Origin of the sequence: Acidisarcina polymorpha (genome assembly GCF_003330725.1) — a bacterium.
Lineage (GTDB): Bacteria > Acidobacteriota > Terriglobia > Terriglobales > Acidobacteriaceae > Acidisarcina > Acidisarcina polymorpha.
The window spans coordinates 5,503,023-5,517,587 of record NZ_CP030840.1 but is presented as its reverse complement, the minus strand read 5'-3'; the positions used below and the strand labels follow the sequence as shown (position 1 = coordinate 5,517,587).

General features: G+C 57.5%; 11 protein-coding genes and 1 riboswitch. Of the genes, 3 read left to right on the top strand and 8 right to left on the bottom strand.

Translation table 11 applies throughout. From position 1 onward, the window contains the following. Positions 1 to 123 precede the first annotated feature (123 nt). The 3 genes from ACPOL_RS23470 to ACPOL_RS23460 form a co-directional block, all read right to left on the bottom strand. The gene (locus tag ACPOL_RS23470) at positions 124 to 1,371 is read right to left on the bottom strand and encodes a tetratricopeptide repeat protein (RefSeq protein WP_150133114.1); all 1,248 of its coding nucleotides are present in this window, start codon (positions 1,369 to 1,371) and stop codon (positions 124 to 126) included. Positions 1,372 to 1,460: 89 nt separating this feature from the next. After that, complete coding sequence (locus ACPOL_RS23465) at positions 1,461 to 2,951, bottom strand: rhamnulokinase (RefSeq protein WP_114209204.1); 1,491 nt, start codon at positions 2,949 to 2,951, stop codon at positions 1,461 to 1,463. 18 nt (positions 2,952 to 2,969) lie between these two features. Next, a complete protein-coding gene (locus ACPOL_RS23460; protein WP_114209203.1) occupies positions 2,970 to 5,189 on the bottom strand; it encodes a bifunctional rhamnulose-1-phosphate aldolase/short-chain dehydrogenase in 2,220 nt (739 codons plus the stop codon). A 259-nt stretch (positions 5,190 to 5,448) separates the two neighbouring features. On the opposite strand from ACPOL_RS23460, the gene ACPOL_RS23455 reads away from it, so the two are divergent. Next, on the top strand, positions 5,449 to 7,317 hold the full coding sequence (locus tag ACPOL_RS23455) for a phosphoenolpyruvate carboxykinase (GTP) (RefSeq protein WP_114209202.1): 1,869 nt from the start codon (positions 5,449 to 5,451) through the stop codon (positions 7,315 to 7,317). A 13-nt stretch (positions 7,318 to 7,330) separates the two neighbouring features. Here ACPOL_RS23455 and ACPOL_RS23450 read toward each other — a convergent pair whose 3' ends face one another. From ACPOL_RS23450 to ACPOL_RS23440, 3 genes are all read right to left on the bottom strand, one after another. Beyond that, complete coding sequence (locus tag ACPOL_RS23450; RefSeq protein ID WP_114209201.1) at positions 7,331 to 8,197, bottom strand: DUF4097 family beta strand repeat-containing protein; 867 nt, start codon at positions 8,195 to 8,197, stop codon at positions 7,331 to 7,333. A 142-nt stretch (positions 8,198 to 8,339) separates the two neighbouring features. Continuing rightward, complete coding sequence (locus tag ACPOL_RS23445) at positions 8,340 to 8,834, bottom strand: hypothetical protein (RefSeq protein WP_150133113.1); 495 nt, start codon at positions 8,832 to 8,834, stop codon at positions 8,340 to 8,342. Positions 8,835 to 8,955: 121 nt separating this feature from the next. Continuing rightward, entirely contained in the window at positions 8,956 to 10,581 is a 1,626-nt protein-coding gene (locus ACPOL_RS23440) for a fucose isomerase (RefSeq protein ID WP_114209199.1), read from the bottom strand. Between the two features lie 308 nt (positions 10,582 to 10,889). Between ACPOL_RS23440 and ACPOL_RS23435 the strand changes: the two genes are divergently transcribed. Further along, positions 10,890 to 12,269 carry an enolase C-terminal domain-like protein gene (locus ACPOL_RS23435; protein ID WP_114209198.1) on the top strand — a complete coding sequence of 460 codons (1,380 nt, stop codon included), beginning with the start codon at positions 10,890 to 10,892 and terminating at the stop codon, positions 12,267 to 12,269. A 47-nt stretch (positions 12,270 to 12,316) separates the two neighbouring features. Here the strand turns inward: ACPOL_RS23435 and ACPOL_RS23430 are convergent, their stop codons facing one another. Together ACPOL_RS23430 and ACPOL_RS23425 are read right to left on the bottom strand one after the other, a co-directional pair. Beyond that, the gene (locus ACPOL_RS23430) at positions 12,317 to 12,688 is read right to left on the bottom strand and encodes a DUF4406 domain-containing protein (RefSeq protein WP_201758944.1); all 372 of its coding nucleotides are present in this window, start codon (positions 12,686 to 12,688) and stop codon (positions 12,317 to 12,319) included. Next, positions 12,681 to 13,310, bottom strand: a complete 630-nt coding sequence (locus tag ACPOL_RS23425) for an NUDIX domain-containing protein (protein ID WP_201758943.1) — start codon at positions 13,308 to 13,310, stop codon at positions 12,681 to 12,683. The genes ACPOL_RS23430 and ACPOL_RS23425 overlap by 8 nt, the downstream gene beginning before the upstream one ends. Before the next feature lie 56 nt (positions 13,311 to 13,366). On the opposite strand from ACPOL_RS23425, the gene ACPOL_RS23420 reads away from it, so the two are divergent. After that, complete coding sequence (locus ACPOL_RS23420) at positions 13,367 to 14,122, top strand: DeoR/GlpR family DNA-binding transcription regulator (RefSeq protein WP_114209197.1); 756 nt, start codon at positions 13,367 to 13,369, stop codon at positions 14,120 to 14,122. A gap of 101 nt (positions 14,123 to 14,223) precedes the next feature. Further along, a riboswitch (cobalamin riboswitch) is annotated at positions 14,224 to 14,413 on the top strand. The last annotated feature ends 152 nt before the right edge of the window (positions 14,414 to 14,565 follow it).

Here is a 14,565-nt window from a genome sequence, read left to right as displayed (position 1 = left end):
TTCCCTGATTTCGTGATGCTATATACAGGACCGTCTTAACCTCCAAATAGGACAGTTGTTCGTCGCGGTCTCCGTTCATGTGGATCGTTGTCACGCAAGTCACCAGAAGTTCCTCGCTTTTGGTTATTGCGCGAAGGCGGTCCGCATGTACTTTCGGGCCTGCTCGGCTTGGCTGGTGTCCGGGCCGGCAGCGACCACGGCTAGATACTCCCCGCGCGCCTTGTCATGCAGATTCATGAGGTCGTAAACCTGTCCGGCAGCTAAGAGGCACCGGCGCTTTAGCTCCGGGCTGACGGTTGGTTGCTGAGTAGCAAACTGGTAGGCTCTCACGGCCTCTGGGTACATTTTCTGGCCGCGCAAGGTGTCGCCTAAACCAAAGTAGGCCAACTCCAGATGAGGGTTTGGATAATGGCCGGGCGTCTTCGCTTCATTCAGTAGTTTTCGGTATGCGTCGATCGCCGCCCGTCCCTGGCCGTCATCCTTGAGCAGGTTGGCCTCTTCCAGGGCGAAAAGAAAATCACGGGGATACTCTTTGGCCTGACTCTGGACAATGGCGACAGCCTCTTTGTATTGGCCTTCGCGGCGGAGAAATAATGCGATACAGGTTCGAGATTCGACGGAGGTAATGACGCCATGAGCGGCGGAGTCGTGGAGCAACTCCATACCCTTTGCCTTAGATCCGCCCATTCGCGCAAAACCAATCAGCATTTTGAACGCGAAGGGCAGGCTGCCGACGACGTATTGGTAGACGCCAACAACCATCTTCGCATCGACATACTGCGGATCTTTCTGCAGCAGGTGCTCGTGATCGCTGCGCGCCTGAAGCGCCAGATGCAGCCCGGCGCCAAAGCCTCGTTCGACCATCGCCAGATAGGTGGCCTTGAGGCTGCGCGCCCAACCGCGAGCGAAGAGCGCGTCCGAATCGTCGGGATGGGCCTTCAGTTCGTCGTCTGCCAGTTGAATCGCCTGATCGGCGAGTCCGTTGATTTGATCGCGCACAGCCGGATCTTCGGCGACAGTGTGCTTTCCGGTCAGAAATCCGTCATTGGCATAAAAAGTTGTGTCCAGAAGATCGAGCCGGTACAGTTCGCGAAAAAGGACGCAGTTCAGCACATATGCGGCCGCAATCGGATCGGCCGGATGCGCGGCGCGTACTTGCTCGAAGCGAGTGAGCGCCCCATCGTAGTCCAGATTGTAAAAGTGCTGATAGGCCTCCCGGACTTCCCGGTCGTAGTTGAGCGGGTCGGTATGGACTGCCAGATCCACGGTGTACGCGCTCGAGGAGGTTGCAAGGGCAAGCAAGAGGGCGACCGGCAGCGCCACACAAGCGCAGCGCAGAGCTACCTGTCGACCATGCTTCCCTCTCAACATACCTTTGGATTGTAGACGCTTGGTATACGGGTCTAGACGCCTACTTGCAGCGGCAGAAAAAGGGTGATCCTCGCTCAGCAAGCGCACTGCTACTCGTAGCGAGCAGCTTCCAGTTGGCAGGCGCAGAGACCAATTTGTTCGAGCGACAGGGAGGCGCCTGGACGCTCGCGGTGGTCGAAGACCGCCATCTGGATCGCCAGATTGCCGATCGTCGAACTCTCCACATGACCTAAGCGCAACTCCAGCCCGGTCGCTTCCGCCGTCAGACGGTTGAGCAAAGCATTGCGTCCTCCTCCACCCACTACGTGCAGAGTGTTAAAGTGCTTGCCGGTCACCTGCGCCAGCTCGCGCAGCACCTCGGCGTACTTCGCCGCCAAGCTGTGGAAGATCAGGCTGGCGAAGGCTGGCGCGTGGTCTCGATCCTCGGGGATACCGGCTAATCCCGCCTCGGCGCGGCGCTTGTTAATGCGTCCAGGCATATCGCCGGGTAGCATCAACTCAGGATGGTCTACTTCGAGTAGGACCTCCGGCGGATTCAACTTCGCTGCCGCCTCGATCAGTTCGGAGAGATTCAGAGCGGAACCGGACCTCGTCCAGTGATCGAGACACTGCTGAATCAGCCACATCCCGTTCACGCTTTTGTGAAAACAAATGCCTCCGCCAGCTGCGCCAAGATTGGTAAAGTTGGCAGTATAGGCGGCTTCGGAATTAAGCGGTTGAGCCTGCAGGGTCCCAAGCAGCGACCACGTCCCGGAACTGAGATAGGCCCAGTCGTCACCCTGGTGGGCAATAGCCGCGATGGCCGAGGCGGTGTCGTGGCAGGCTGGTGCGATGAGCCGGGTCGCCTTAAACGCCGGCAGCGCTGCCAGCGGACCTTGCAGCAGGCCGAGGTCGGTGCCAGAGGGCACAAGCTCCGGCGCGGCCGAAAGGTCAAAGCCGAGAACATTGAAGATTTCAAGGGACCAGCTCTTCGTCCGGAGATCGATCAGGCCGGTGTGGGTGGCATTGGTATATTCGGAGACGCGTCGGGCACCCAGCCGGTGAAGCACATACTCCGGCAGGTTCACCCAGGGCAGAGCATCGGGGATACCGGCAAGTTTGTCGGCAAACAACTGATAGATGGTGTTGAATCCCAGCCGCTGAAGTCCGGTCAGGGCGTAGAGTTGAGGCTCGCTGATTCGTTGGTGAACTGCCAGCTCCGCAGGCTCGTTCCGCGGATCGCGATAGCAGAAGGGGGGAGCTTGCGGCATCCCGTCGTCCTTGAGGCGAACGTAGTCGACCGCCCAACCATCGACCCCGATCGAAGCAATTGGTTGATCACTCTGCTCGGCGCACTGGCGTAGACCGTACTCGACTCCGGCACAGATTGTATCCAGGTCCCAGCGGATCGAGTGCCCATCGGGTACTGGTGCATTTAAAAATCGATGCAGGACGCTGACGTCGGGAGCACCATTCACCCAGCGCAGCAATGAGACGCGGCAACTGCCCGCGCCCAGGTCGACAGCCACCATCGGCGGGGTGGATCGGCGTGAGAAAAGGCCGCCGTTCCCCTTGTCACTTCCCTGCTCCGATGCGTTCACCGCCTCGCCCTCTTCTGCCTACCTCAAGAAAGCTTCAGTCAAACCACCGTCGACCGGAATGAGATGACCCGTGGTGCACCGCGCGGCTGGCCCCGCCAGGAATAGTATTGCCTCCGCACAGTCTTTGGGATCGATGGGCTGATGGGTTAAGGTCCGCTTTGCATAGTAGCCCGCCAACTGGTTGCGAAGTTCATCGTCGCTGGCGGTGCTCTCGAAAGGAATCGAATATTTTGTGAGCGAGGCAACCACCCGATCGCGCGGAAACATGGTCGATCCCTTGACGACGGTGGCCGGGCTTATGCCATTCACTCGAACGAGCGGCGCCAGTCCGACCGCGAGCTCGCGCACAAGGTGGCTGAGGGCGGCTTTGCTGACGTCGTAGGCTTCGCTGCCGCGCTTCGGAACGACCGCGTTTGCCGAGCTTGTCAACACCACGCTCACTGGCAGACCTTGGTCCCGGAAAAGCTTGGTGGCTTCGTCGGCAAGCAGGTAGTTGGCCGTCACATTGACCTCTAGCGTCAAAGCCCACTGCGCATCCGTGATAATGCCGTCGGGCGAGGCCGGAAAAATGGCCGCGGTATTGATCAGGATATCGACTCCACCGAAGGCCTGCACCGCCTTAGCGATGGCCTCGCGAATGGTCTCGCGGCTGCGGATATCGACGCTGACCGAGGTAACGTGTTCCTTGCCGGCGACAGCCTTGGTTTCTGCGGCGACAGCTTCGGCTCCGGTTAGATCGCGATCAGCCACGACCACATGGGCGCCCCGCTCTGCTGCCAGCAGCGCCACCTCCCGGCCGATCCCGCTGCCTCCTCCGATGATCACGGCAATCTGCCGGCTCAGCTGTTTCTCGGCCGGCTGCCGGCGGATCTTGGCCTCTTCCAGCTTCCAGTATTCGATCCGGAATGCCTCTAATGCTGGAAGGGCCACGTAATTTGTGTGCACCTTGAACGCCGAGGTCGGCGCAGCCGGACCCGCCTGGGGCAGCTCCTTTGGAGCGACACCCTCCGCCATGGCGCTCGCCCCCTCCATGACATGGATGGCGTTCGTGTAAAACTCCCCGGTAATCCGCGATTCTGTCTTGCTCTTGCCAAAGCTGAACATCCCCAAGCCAGGAATGACGACGATGCTCGGATTATCGTCGCGCATTGCCGGGGAGTCAGGCTCGGCGTGGGTCTTGTAGTACTCGGCATACTCTTTGCGATAGGTTTTCAATCCATCGGCGATGGCTGATTTCAACCCCGCCAAGTCGCCCGATGGATCCCATTTCACATACAGCGGGCGAATCTTAGTACGGATGAAATGGTCGGGACAGCTGGTGCCGAGATAAGCCAGTGCTTCGCCATCCTTAGAGTTTGCGAATCTCAACACTTCAGGCAGGTCCGAATAGCTGCCAATTACCCGGCGATTGCTGCTGACCTGCCCGCGCAAATAGGGGAACAGCTCCATCGCGAGTTTCGTCCTATCTTCGCGAGATTGGTATCGCACGCCGCCGAAGATCGCGTCGCCCCTCCGGGCGATATGCTCGTTCACGAACTGGCCGAGCTGATCGATGATCGTGATGGTGTTGAGGTAAGACTCGCGGTGGGTATTACCCCAGGTGAAGAGCCCATGGCCGCCGAGCACGATGCCGTCGCAGGCGGGATTGGCCTCGATGGTCCGCTTCATCATGATGCCCAGCTCGAAGCCCGGCCGCTGCCAGGGAACCCAGACGAGATGATGACCATACCGCTGGTTGAACTCGGCCATCTTCTCCAGGCCATTGGCGGAGGCGGCGAGGGCGATGCCCCAATCCGGATGCAGGTGATCGACGTGCGGGAAGGGTAGAAAACCATGCAGCGGCGTGTCGATCGAAGCGGCGACCGGGTTGTTCTTGAAGGTGCAGAGCGGGTACATGTCGACCATTTCGTCCTCGAAGTCGACGCCCCGGTAGAGCTGTTCGAGGGCATGGAGCTTTTCAAGATACAGAGTGGCCAGTCCGCCTCGTTTCATGCTTCCGAGATCGCCGCCGCTTCCCTTCACCCATAGAACTTCCCGCTTTTCGCCGGTGAGGGGATCGATTTCGAGAATCTTGGAACTCGTATTCCCTCCGGCAAAGTTCGTAATACGGAGGTCCGATCCGAGCAGGTTCGAGCGGTAGCGCAGCAGTTCCGCTTGATCGAGCGTCGCCGCGAGGGCGTCGTCCCATAGATCCTTCAGGTAGTGCAGCGTTGTTTGGGTCTCGGTAACACTGGCCATACTCGACTCCCGCTTTCGTATTCGCCCACTTGCGATCGCCCCCCACCGGGGGCAAACTGCTCTACGAGTTTACATCGAAAACAATAGAGCAACAATTCCGATAGATACAATGCAGCATGATCTTCGGCCACGCAAGTAAAATCGGTACACGAGCAGTTCCAGGATCCTCGCGGAGTCAAGCCTCCCCTCTGTTCCCGTTGTTGGATTGGAGAATTCCTGCAACGCTCGTCGAACGTGGAGGTCCGCGAAACGGCTGGCTATGAGAAAAAGCAATGAATCGACGATTTCAGCTCCACTTCCTTACGGTTCCTCGCTCCCGCTCGCCGAAAACAAGCACTTGCTGCGCTGGGTAGAAAAGATGGCGGATCTGAGCAAGCCCGCCGCAATTCACTGGGTGGATGGCTCTCAAGCAGAGTATGAGGCCATTTGCGCGCAATTGATCGAGAACGGCACGTTTATCAAACTGAACGAACAGAAGTGGCCCGGCTGCTATTACGCTCGATCCGACGCCCGGGATGTCGCCCGCGTCGAGGAGCGGACGTTCATCTGCTCGCTCTCCAAAGACAATGCGGGACCGACCAATAATTGGGAAGATCCATTCAAAATGCGGAAGAAGCTCAAGGAGCTTTTTCGCGGTGCGATGCGGGGACGGACGATGTATGTGCTGCCGTTCAGCATGGGCCCCGTCGGCTCGCCGATGTCGCAGATTGGTGTGCAACTCACCGACTCCCCGTATGTCGTAGCGAATATGCGAATCATGGCGCGCATCGGGCTACCGGTCTTCCGCGAGATTGATCGCGATGAGAAACGGGTCGTTCCCTGCATGCACAGTGTCGGCATGCCGCTGGCGCCGGGTGAGTCCGATCTGCCATGGCCGTGCAATGACCAGAAATATATTGTCCACTTCCCCGAAACTCGCGAAATCTGGTCATACGGAAGCGGCTATGGCGGCAATGCCCTGCTCGGCAAGAAGTGTTTCGCGCTGCGCATCGCATCGAACATCGCTCGCGACGAAGGCTGGATGGCCGAACATATGCTTATCGTGGGTGTCGAGAGCCCACCGGACGCCTCTGGGAAGACCGAGAAGACCTATGTCGCCGCGGCTTTTCCAAGCGCTTGCGGCAAGACCAACTTTGCCATGATGGTCCCACCTAAGGGCTTCCAAGGCTGGAAGGTCTGGACGGTTGGCGACGATATAGCCTGGATCCGTCCCGATGCCAGCGGGCAGCTGCGGGCGATCAATCCGGAAGCAGGGTTTTTCGGCGTGGCCCCGGGGACCTCGGTGAAGACCAATCCCAACGCGATGGCGGCGCTGTCCCGCAACACCATATTCACCAATGTCGCGCTGACGCCAGACGGTGGTGTTTGGTGGGAGGGCATGACGGATGAGCCCCCCGCTGAGTGTCTTGACTGGCAAGGCAAGCTCTGGACGCCAGCGATTGGAAAGGCGACCGGCGCCAAGGCCGCGCATCCCAACGGCCGCTTCACTGCTCCGGCTTCCCAGTGCCCGTGTATCGATGCCGACTGGGAGGCTCCACAAGGCGTTCCTATCAGCGCGTTGATCTTCGGCGGACGGCGCTCAGGGACGATTCCACTCGTCTATCAAGCCTTCAACTGGAGCTCGGGAGTCTATGCCGGAGCGACGATGGGCTCAGAGACTACAGCCGCTGCAGCCGGAGCGGTGGGTCAAGTGCGGCGTGACCCCATGGCCATGCTTCCCTTCTGCGGCTATCACATGGGGGATTATTTCCGGCATTGGATCAAGATGCAGCGCACTCTCAACGTGACCCCACGGATCTTCCACGTGAATTGGTTTCGGAAAGATGCCGCCGGCAACTTCCTGTGGCCCGGCTTCGGAGAGAACATACGCATCTTGAAATGGATTGTCGATCGAGTTCGCGGCCGGGCTCAGGGAAAAGAGACCCCTATCGGCTGGACCCCGCACTACCGGGACATCGAGTGGAGCGGTCTTGACTTCTCGATGGAGACCTTCGAGCAGCTGCAGAATGTCGACCGGGCCGCCTGGCGCAAGGAAGTCATGGGTCACGAAGAGCTATTCATCGCTCTGCACGACCACTTACCTCCAGAGATGGTCTACGAGCGGGAGTTACTCATCTGCCGCTTGTGATTGCGTCTCCTATTCACAGAGAACCATTGGTGGTATCGGCGGGGTTGATCTCTACTCCGCCATTGGTGGTGGAGGCTTCGATCGTAGCGCCGCCTACGCCCAAGTTGGTTGACAGATGGTTCTTGATTTCGCCCTGGATGGTGATAGGGAAGTTCAGATGGATACCGCCATTCACCGTTCCTGTCTCAAGATGGGCGGAGTAGCGACTGGGTACTTTGAGGGTGATTCCTCCGTTAGTCGTGGCGGCTTTCAAGCCGCGCCCGCTCCAGCTCTCGCCGGTGAGCACGATATCGATGCCGCCGTTGACGGTTTGTCCGTGAACATCCCCGGCTAGATCGTTCAGGCCGACCCCGCCATTGGTAGTCTCGAAGTGAATGTCCCCATTCAGATGGGCTATGTCGATCCCGCCATTGCTGCTCTTCAGGTCGACTGCGAGGCTTCGAGGGACCCTGAGACGATAGTTGATGGCATAACCGGAGTTTCCAATGTGGAAATGGGGTCCGTTGTCCCGAATACTATCTCCGGCTGTCTCGATGGACACCTGCTTGAGAATCTCCCGGGCATCTGACTCGGAACCAGACCAAGCCCTGACCCTGGCTTCGATGGCTACGTCGCTACGATCTTCTCCGGTGACTTCAATGCCGCCATTCTCGCTCTTGACCGCCAGATGCGAGGAGCCCAGTTTGATGGTCGCGGTTCGCAACTCACAGACCTGCTGCTGATGGCCCCACCAGGAGCGGTTGTGGGTATTGACCTCATCGTCAGTGCAAGGAGCAGTCGTCCAGCTTCCCGGTTGAACCGATGCATAGGTCGCCTTGCTGCTTACGATGGCCACCAAGGCGATACTCATTACAAGAAGGGGCTGAATCAAACGACGCATCGGAGTCCTCCGCTCATTCCCTGCAGTACGCAGCCGGCGAAACGGTGGTTCCTTTTGCCGTCAAAACTTCGCGTTGGTAGCGACTTCAGTTCTCCGAAAAAAGCAGCTAAACATCCGCACGGACGCCGAGGGACTCGACTGTCTACTTTCCTGCCGGATCTTTCATTGCTTTGCGCAGAGCTGCTTCGGCGGAGTCACTCCAATACTTGCAGTTGAGCTCTAGAAATACCGAAGTATAAGGAATGGTCAACTTGGTCTTAAGCACCAGGATATGAAAAGATCGTCCGGTTTCGCCGACTTTGCGGATGATCTCTTCGTGCGGGAGCGATGTCATTGGTCGATTTCCTAGCACGCGTTGAATTTCTTGGCGGTAGCGAGTCACTCCTGGAGCATCGCGCTCCGGAACAAACGGCAACTCCGCATCCATATAAATCATCGGCCGCACGTGGATGGAGTGATCGACCTGGTCAAGCACCTTCTCCACGACATCTATCTCGTCTTCACCCGTCTCGATCGTCTCTATCCCTGGCGATGTTTGCAGCGGATAGGCGGAGTCTACAACCAGGATCCAATTGCGATGACCAAGCAAGGGCATCATACGGCGAACCTTCACCAGCCAATTATCTGGAGTATCCAACGACGTTGCTCCTTCCGCTTTGTTGCTTATAAGAAAAGCCGCGGCCAAAAGGGTCAATACAAGAGACTTTCCGAATCTTTTTAGCATTGTCCATTCCGACCTGATCTGGCTCCTGGCGTTTCTAGGCTTCGGTGCCGCAGAGGTTTACTCGAATACCTAGATGCAACATCATGGCTGCTTTCGCGGCAAGAGCTTTCTTCGCGACATCACTCGAGGGCACGTAAGCCACATTGAGATGATTTGCATGGTGCCTCGCCATAAATTGATCCCGGCTGACACCGTGAAGCATGGCATGCATGATAGGCCATTGCGAGGTGACCGACTTCCAGCGGCGCTCCGTCTCCTGTAATGGCAAGGCTACCACGGTAGCCCGCCCCAGATCGGCATGGAGCTTGCCGCCTTCGACAAACACTCGACTCCAAATGATTTCTCCGGGCTTGCAGATCCCCTTTAACGTTCCGCCGCCTAGGCGAAAATACATGGGAGGCTGTCGTTCGCTGACTGCCCCCTTGTAACCGTCGATGAAATGAGAGGCCGGCGCGGCGCCCGAGATCTGAAACAGCCAGACGAATCCGTTGATGCCGTCACCCTGATAGCTCTCGCCCCAACGCACATCATGCAAGGTGGTCGCCGGGTCAAGTTGCATTGCACTCCAGACGCGGTTCGTCACGACCGCATCGAGACCGGCGCACTCATCGACTTCGTTAAAGTGCGGGAGCGGACGTGCAGCATACAACTCCTTGCCGGACTTGTCGTATGCGGGAGGCCGCTCTGCATTGTTAAGCAGACCCTCGACCAAATCCGATGCCGGGGCCATGTCCTTTAATCCCTGCTGGTATTGAATACCGATCGCTTCACATCCGAATTGATCGGCGATTCGCAATGCCGCAATGTACATCTTGCATTGCTCAAGGATTTGGTTGTCCGTTAGATCGGTTTCTTCATTCTTGCCGGTCCGGAAGGTAAGGCCGCTCGCATCCAGCCAGTCGCGAACCCGCTGTGCCTCTTCCTCGGAGACTTCCCGCATCTCCGCCACCAATGCCGATTGACTAAGGCGTTCTTTGTAAATGCCGGTAGGATGAAGCAGGTAATCTTCGATAATCGCGTTGTACATGCCCATGCAGCCCTCATCGAAAACCCCAATAATGGCTTTGCGCGTCATCAATTCGTCAGCGAGGGCCACTCCTAAGTCTGCATCAGCCTTCGGCAACTCAGAGATGTGCAGTTCGTGCACATGGCTGAGATCGTGATCGATTCTCTTTTCCTGCAGCCACTGGCGCAGACCTCGGCGAAAGAAATCATCGGTGAAATCCTTGCTCCACAGCGTGCTGAACTGCACTCCAGACTTATAAAGGCAGCCGTTTAGATTGAGCATGCCGACGAGACCAGGCCATTGTCCCGACCAATTCGCAACCGTCAAAATAGGACCACGATGGCTGTTAAGGCCGGCAAGTACGTGGTTACTGTACTGCCATACCGCCTCCGCGACCACAAGTGGCGCGTTAGGGTCGATGGTCGCGAAAACATCCATCCCCATTCGCTGATTGAAGATGAAGCCGTGCTCAAGATGCTCCATATAGGGATGCGCCCGCCGGAGAATGGCTCCTTCCTGAGCAAAGGCTTCTGTCAGCCGGACTTCCATCTCTGCCTGTGCTGGCCAGCAAACCTTATTCGCTGATTGCCGAAGATCTCCGCTGGCAACCAGTAGCACCTCGTTTGTCCTTGTTGGCCCGCTGGGCTGATTCATTGGTCCCCTCATCGACGAAGACATCGATACTCCTTCGCTCTTGCCTGCTGATCCTCGCCGAATGTTGCCTACTTACAATACCTCTAACGACATTGCATTGTGTATAGGGGCGGGCCTGGCCAAGCGAAGCTGAGGGTCTCGACCTGGCCGGCAATAGCAACAAGGGACGTTCCGGTTGGCTAGGATGGGCGTACTTGATGAGCGTACTGGGCGTCCATCTCCACCTCAGCCAATGGGTCTGACCTGAAGCTCAGCTGCCGCTGTGGCCCACCAACCGCCAGGCTGAGATAATTCATGAGGATTAACCTATGTACCGCAATCAGCGGCCTTGCGAGACATCTGGAGACAGTAAGAAAGGGGAACGTTTGAGTCTTTCCGATATACAAATCACCGAGGTGCGCGTGCTCGATCTTCGGTTTCCTACGTCTCGGGCGAAAATTGGTTCGGACGCCGTCAATAAGGACCCGGACTACTCAGCCGCCTATGTCATTTTGGAGACAAATAGCGACCTTGTTGGGTATGGTCTGACATTTACCCTGGGCCGCGGAACGGAGCTCTGTGTTAGCGCCGCTCAGTACCTTGCACGCTATGTTCGCGGCCGTCTTCTGAGTTCGATCACGGATGATCTCGGCGCCTTCTCACGGCAGCTCACCAATGATAGCCAGTTCCGGTGGCTCGGGCCGGAGAAGGGAGTGATTCACCTTGCCGCGGCCGCCCTGATCAACGCCGTCTGGGACCTCTACGCTCGAGTCGAAGCCAAACCTCTATGGCAGCTGGTCGCCGATATGACGCCCGAAGAGATCGTCCGAACCATCGATTTTCGTTACATCGACGACGCTATCACTTCGGAATGGGCAATTGAACACCTGAAACAAAAACGAACTGGCTTTAACGAGCGGCTCGAGGTTCTCAAGCAATCTGGCTATCCTGCGTACACCACGTCAGCCGGCTGGTTCGGTTATTCCGATGATGAGATTCGGCAGCTATGCCGCGACGGCCTTGCCGATGGATGGACCCACTTCAAGCTCAAGGTAGGCGGCGAGCCTCTGCACGACAAACGACGAGCGGCGCTCATTCGAAGCGAGATCGGTACCAGCAATAAACTCATGATGGATGCCAACCAGAAGTGGGGCGTCGAGGAAGCGGTCCGACGGACGCGTGAGCTGGCTGAGTTCGACCCCTGGTGGATGGAGGAGCCCACGAGCCCCGATGATATTCTCGGCCACGCGCGCATAAAACGCGAGGTGTCACCGGTTCGAATCGCGACTGGTGAGCACTGCCAGAACCGCGTCTTCTTTAAACAACTTATGCAAGCGAATGCCATCGACGTATGTCAAATTGATAGTTGCCGACTGGCTGGAGTTGGCGAAAACCTGGCCGTCATGCTGATGGCTGCTCGCTTTGAAATTCCGGTTTGCCCGCACGCTGGCGGTGTGGGATTGTGCGAATATGTGCAACATCTGTCCGCAATCGATTACCTCTGTATCTCCGGTTCCATGGAAAACCGGGTCACAGAATTTGTGGACCATCTTCATGAGCACTTCGTGGATCCGGTCCGCATCCGAAATGCCCATTATGTGTTGCCTGCGGTGCCGGGTTATAGCATAGAAATGTACCCGCAGACATTGCGGGACTACAACTACCCGGACGGAAGCGTTTGGAAGAAGCTCGGCGCGTCAGGAGGATGAAGGCGCGTCAAGTATTTCCGCGCGTGACGCCCAGCTTCAATTGAAATTCAAGCGCACCCCGGCACTTCAGCTAAGTTTTCGAAGACCCGTAGCCCTCTATCCCGAGCAAGGCGTACATCTTCGTCGGCTCCCTTCGAAGCGCCGGGAAGACGGAGTACAGCATCACAGCGGCTAAGGAGGCGGTTTGCGATCGGATAAAGGATCTCATCGTAAATGGCGTCTCCGGGGCGAACTGAGCCTGCTTCTCGAAGCAGTGGTAAGGCAATCCATTCGCCAATGAGCGGGATGTGCCCGGCGCGAAAAAGGGGGAGCGTCACGGATTCCAGCGCGCGCAGATTCTGCGCCATCAGTTCCGGATCGTCGTCTGTACCAGACCGGTATGGACCAGCTATTAGGATCATCAGCGACCGGTTAGACATGCTGGGGTCCCCGTTCAGTCCGATTGAAGATGTATAGGCAAGCGTGCTGCAGAAGCATGATGGTCTTGCCATCCTGGATCACTCCGCTGCTAATCCCTTGTATGGCTTCCTCGATTCGGAGCTCGAGAACTTCGATATCCTCACCCTCTGCTTCATTTCCGCCGCCCGCTGTCACTCTGCTGCTGGCGTCGTACTCGGCTACAAAGAAATAGAGCTTCTCCGTGACCGAACCTGGACTCATGAACGCTTCAAAAATCTTGCGGACGTGGTGCACACGATAGCCGGTTTCCTCCTCAACCTCGGCCTTGATCCGGTCCTCCGGACTGGCCTCGTCGAGCAGCCCCGCGACTGCCTCTATGAGCAACCCCGGATGTCGATTGACGAAGGCCGGAAACCGAAATTGCCGGGTGAGCACAACAGTGCGCTGGTCGGCGTTGTAGAGCAGGATGGCGGCGCCATTGCCTCGGTCATAGGTCTCCCGGCTCTGCTGCTGCCAACTACCGTCGCTTCGCAGAAAATCAAAAGTCGTTTTCTTTAGCACGTACCAATCAGCGGACAGCGTCTCGACCTTCTTGATTCGCACCCGTTCGTTCATGGAGTAACCCTGCAGAGCATCGATCATGTTTCGACATTATCGTGCAATTTCGTGCATTGTCAAGTATTATCGTGCATAGGCAAATGTTGACCACGCATCGCAAACAGCAAATCCTCTCGCTCCTCAAAGAAAATGGCCAGGTTGTGGCGAAGCACGTCAGCCAGTTGATGGGCGTCTCGGAAGACACGATTCGGCGCGACCTGAGGGAGATGGCCCAGGAGGGCCTCTTACAAAGAGTTCATGGCGGCGCTTTGCCGGCATCTCCAGCAACCGCTGACTTCGCGCGGCGGGAGTCCATTACCTCCGAAGGCAAACTCGCCATCGGTCGAGCAGCAGCGAAGATGATTCAACCCGGCCAGGTGGTCATTCTGGATGGGGGGACCACTGCTCGCCAACTCGCCCGGCACATCCCACACGACCTGAGAGCAACGATTGTCACTCATAGTCCGACGGTGGCTCTGGAACTTATCGAACATCCATTGGCGGAGGTCATCCTCATTGGGGGCCGTCTTTTCAAACACTCTATTGTGGCTGTCGGCGCGGCGGCGATCGAGTCGATTGAACAGATTCATGCCGACACCTTCTTTATGGGGGTGACCGGCGTCCATCCTAAAGCCGGCTTGACGACTGGCGACTACGAGGAAGCTGCGGTGAAACGAGCGTTGAGTCGGGCAGCGGCAGAGACTATCGTGCTCGCTTCCTCCGAGAAGCTCAATGCCGCGTCCCCTTATGTCGTCGTGTCGCTTGCTGGAATCAGTGGAATTATCACAGAGCGAGCCACGCCGGCGGTGCTGACCATGCCTTACGAAAAGATGAATATCCAGATCACACGAGCTTGACGACCAGCCCCTGCTCGCAACTGGATCTATCGAAGTTTCCGTATGCGTGGCGATTCCCACGGAGGGTAGTAGCTATCCGTCGTCCCTTCGGCAACCGTGGTACAAATTAAGTAACCCAAGGTGCCCGATGGGGCTTAAAAGGGAAGTCCGGAGAGATACCGGCGCGGTCCCGCCACTGTAAACAAAGAAGCGCCGCCAAGAGTGCCACTCAGCCGCTTGCTGGGGAAGGCCGGCGGTCGGCATGAATGTGCCGCTTTGAGCCAGGAGACCTGCCAGGGTTGATGTTGCAACGTTCTGCGGAGAACAGAAACTTTGCGCTCGATGACGAGTTGGACTCAAGAAATTTCGCGTCCGTCTTTGCTGCCTCCGGACACAACCATCGCGTTGCGCCCCGTTGAGATAGCGCTTGGCTCTCGCTTTAACCCGCAAAGCTTCATCTCTGA

What these genes read in the sequence shown, in the direction of transcription:
- ACPOL_RS23470 (WP_150133114.1), bottom strand. Translation starts at nt 1,371, where the DNA reads ATGTTGAGAGGGAAGCATGGTCGACAGGTAGCTCTGCGCTGCGCTTGT.
- ACPOL_RS23460 (WP_114209203.1), bottom strand. Translation starts at nt 5,189, where the DNA reads ATGGCCAGTGTTACCGAGACCCAAACAACGCTGCACTACCTGAAGGAT.
- ACPOL_RS23455 (WP_114209202.1), top strand. Translation starts at nt 5,449, where the DNA reads ATGAGAAAAAGCAATGAATCGACGATTTCAGCTCCACTTCCTTACGGT.
- ACPOL_RS23450 (WP_114209201.1), bottom strand. Translation starts at nt 8,197, where the DNA reads ATGCGTCGTTTGATTCAGCCCCTTCTTGTAATGAGTATCGCCTTGGTG.
- ACPOL_RS23440 (WP_114209199.1), bottom strand. Translation starts at nt 10,581, where the DNA reads ATGAATCAGCCCAGCGGGCCAACAAGGACAAACGAGGTGCTACTGGTT.
- ACPOL_RS23435 (WP_114209198.1), top strand. Translation starts at nt 10,890, where the DNA reads ATGTACCGCAATCAGCGGCCTTGCGAGACATCTGGAGACAGTAAGAAA.
- ACPOL_RS23430 (WP_201758944.1), bottom strand. Translation starts at nt 12,688, where the DNA reads ATGTCTAACCGGTCGCTGATGATCCTAATAGCTGGTCCATACCGGTCT.
- ACPOL_RS23425 (WP_201758943.1), bottom strand. Translation starts at nt 13,310, where the DNA reads ATGATCGATGCTCTGCAGGGTTACTCCATGAACGAACGGGTGCGAATC.
- ACPOL_RS23420 (WP_114209197.1), top strand. Translation starts at nt 13,367, where the DNA reads ATGTTGACCACGCATCGCAAACAGCAAATCCTCTCGCTCCTCAAAGAA.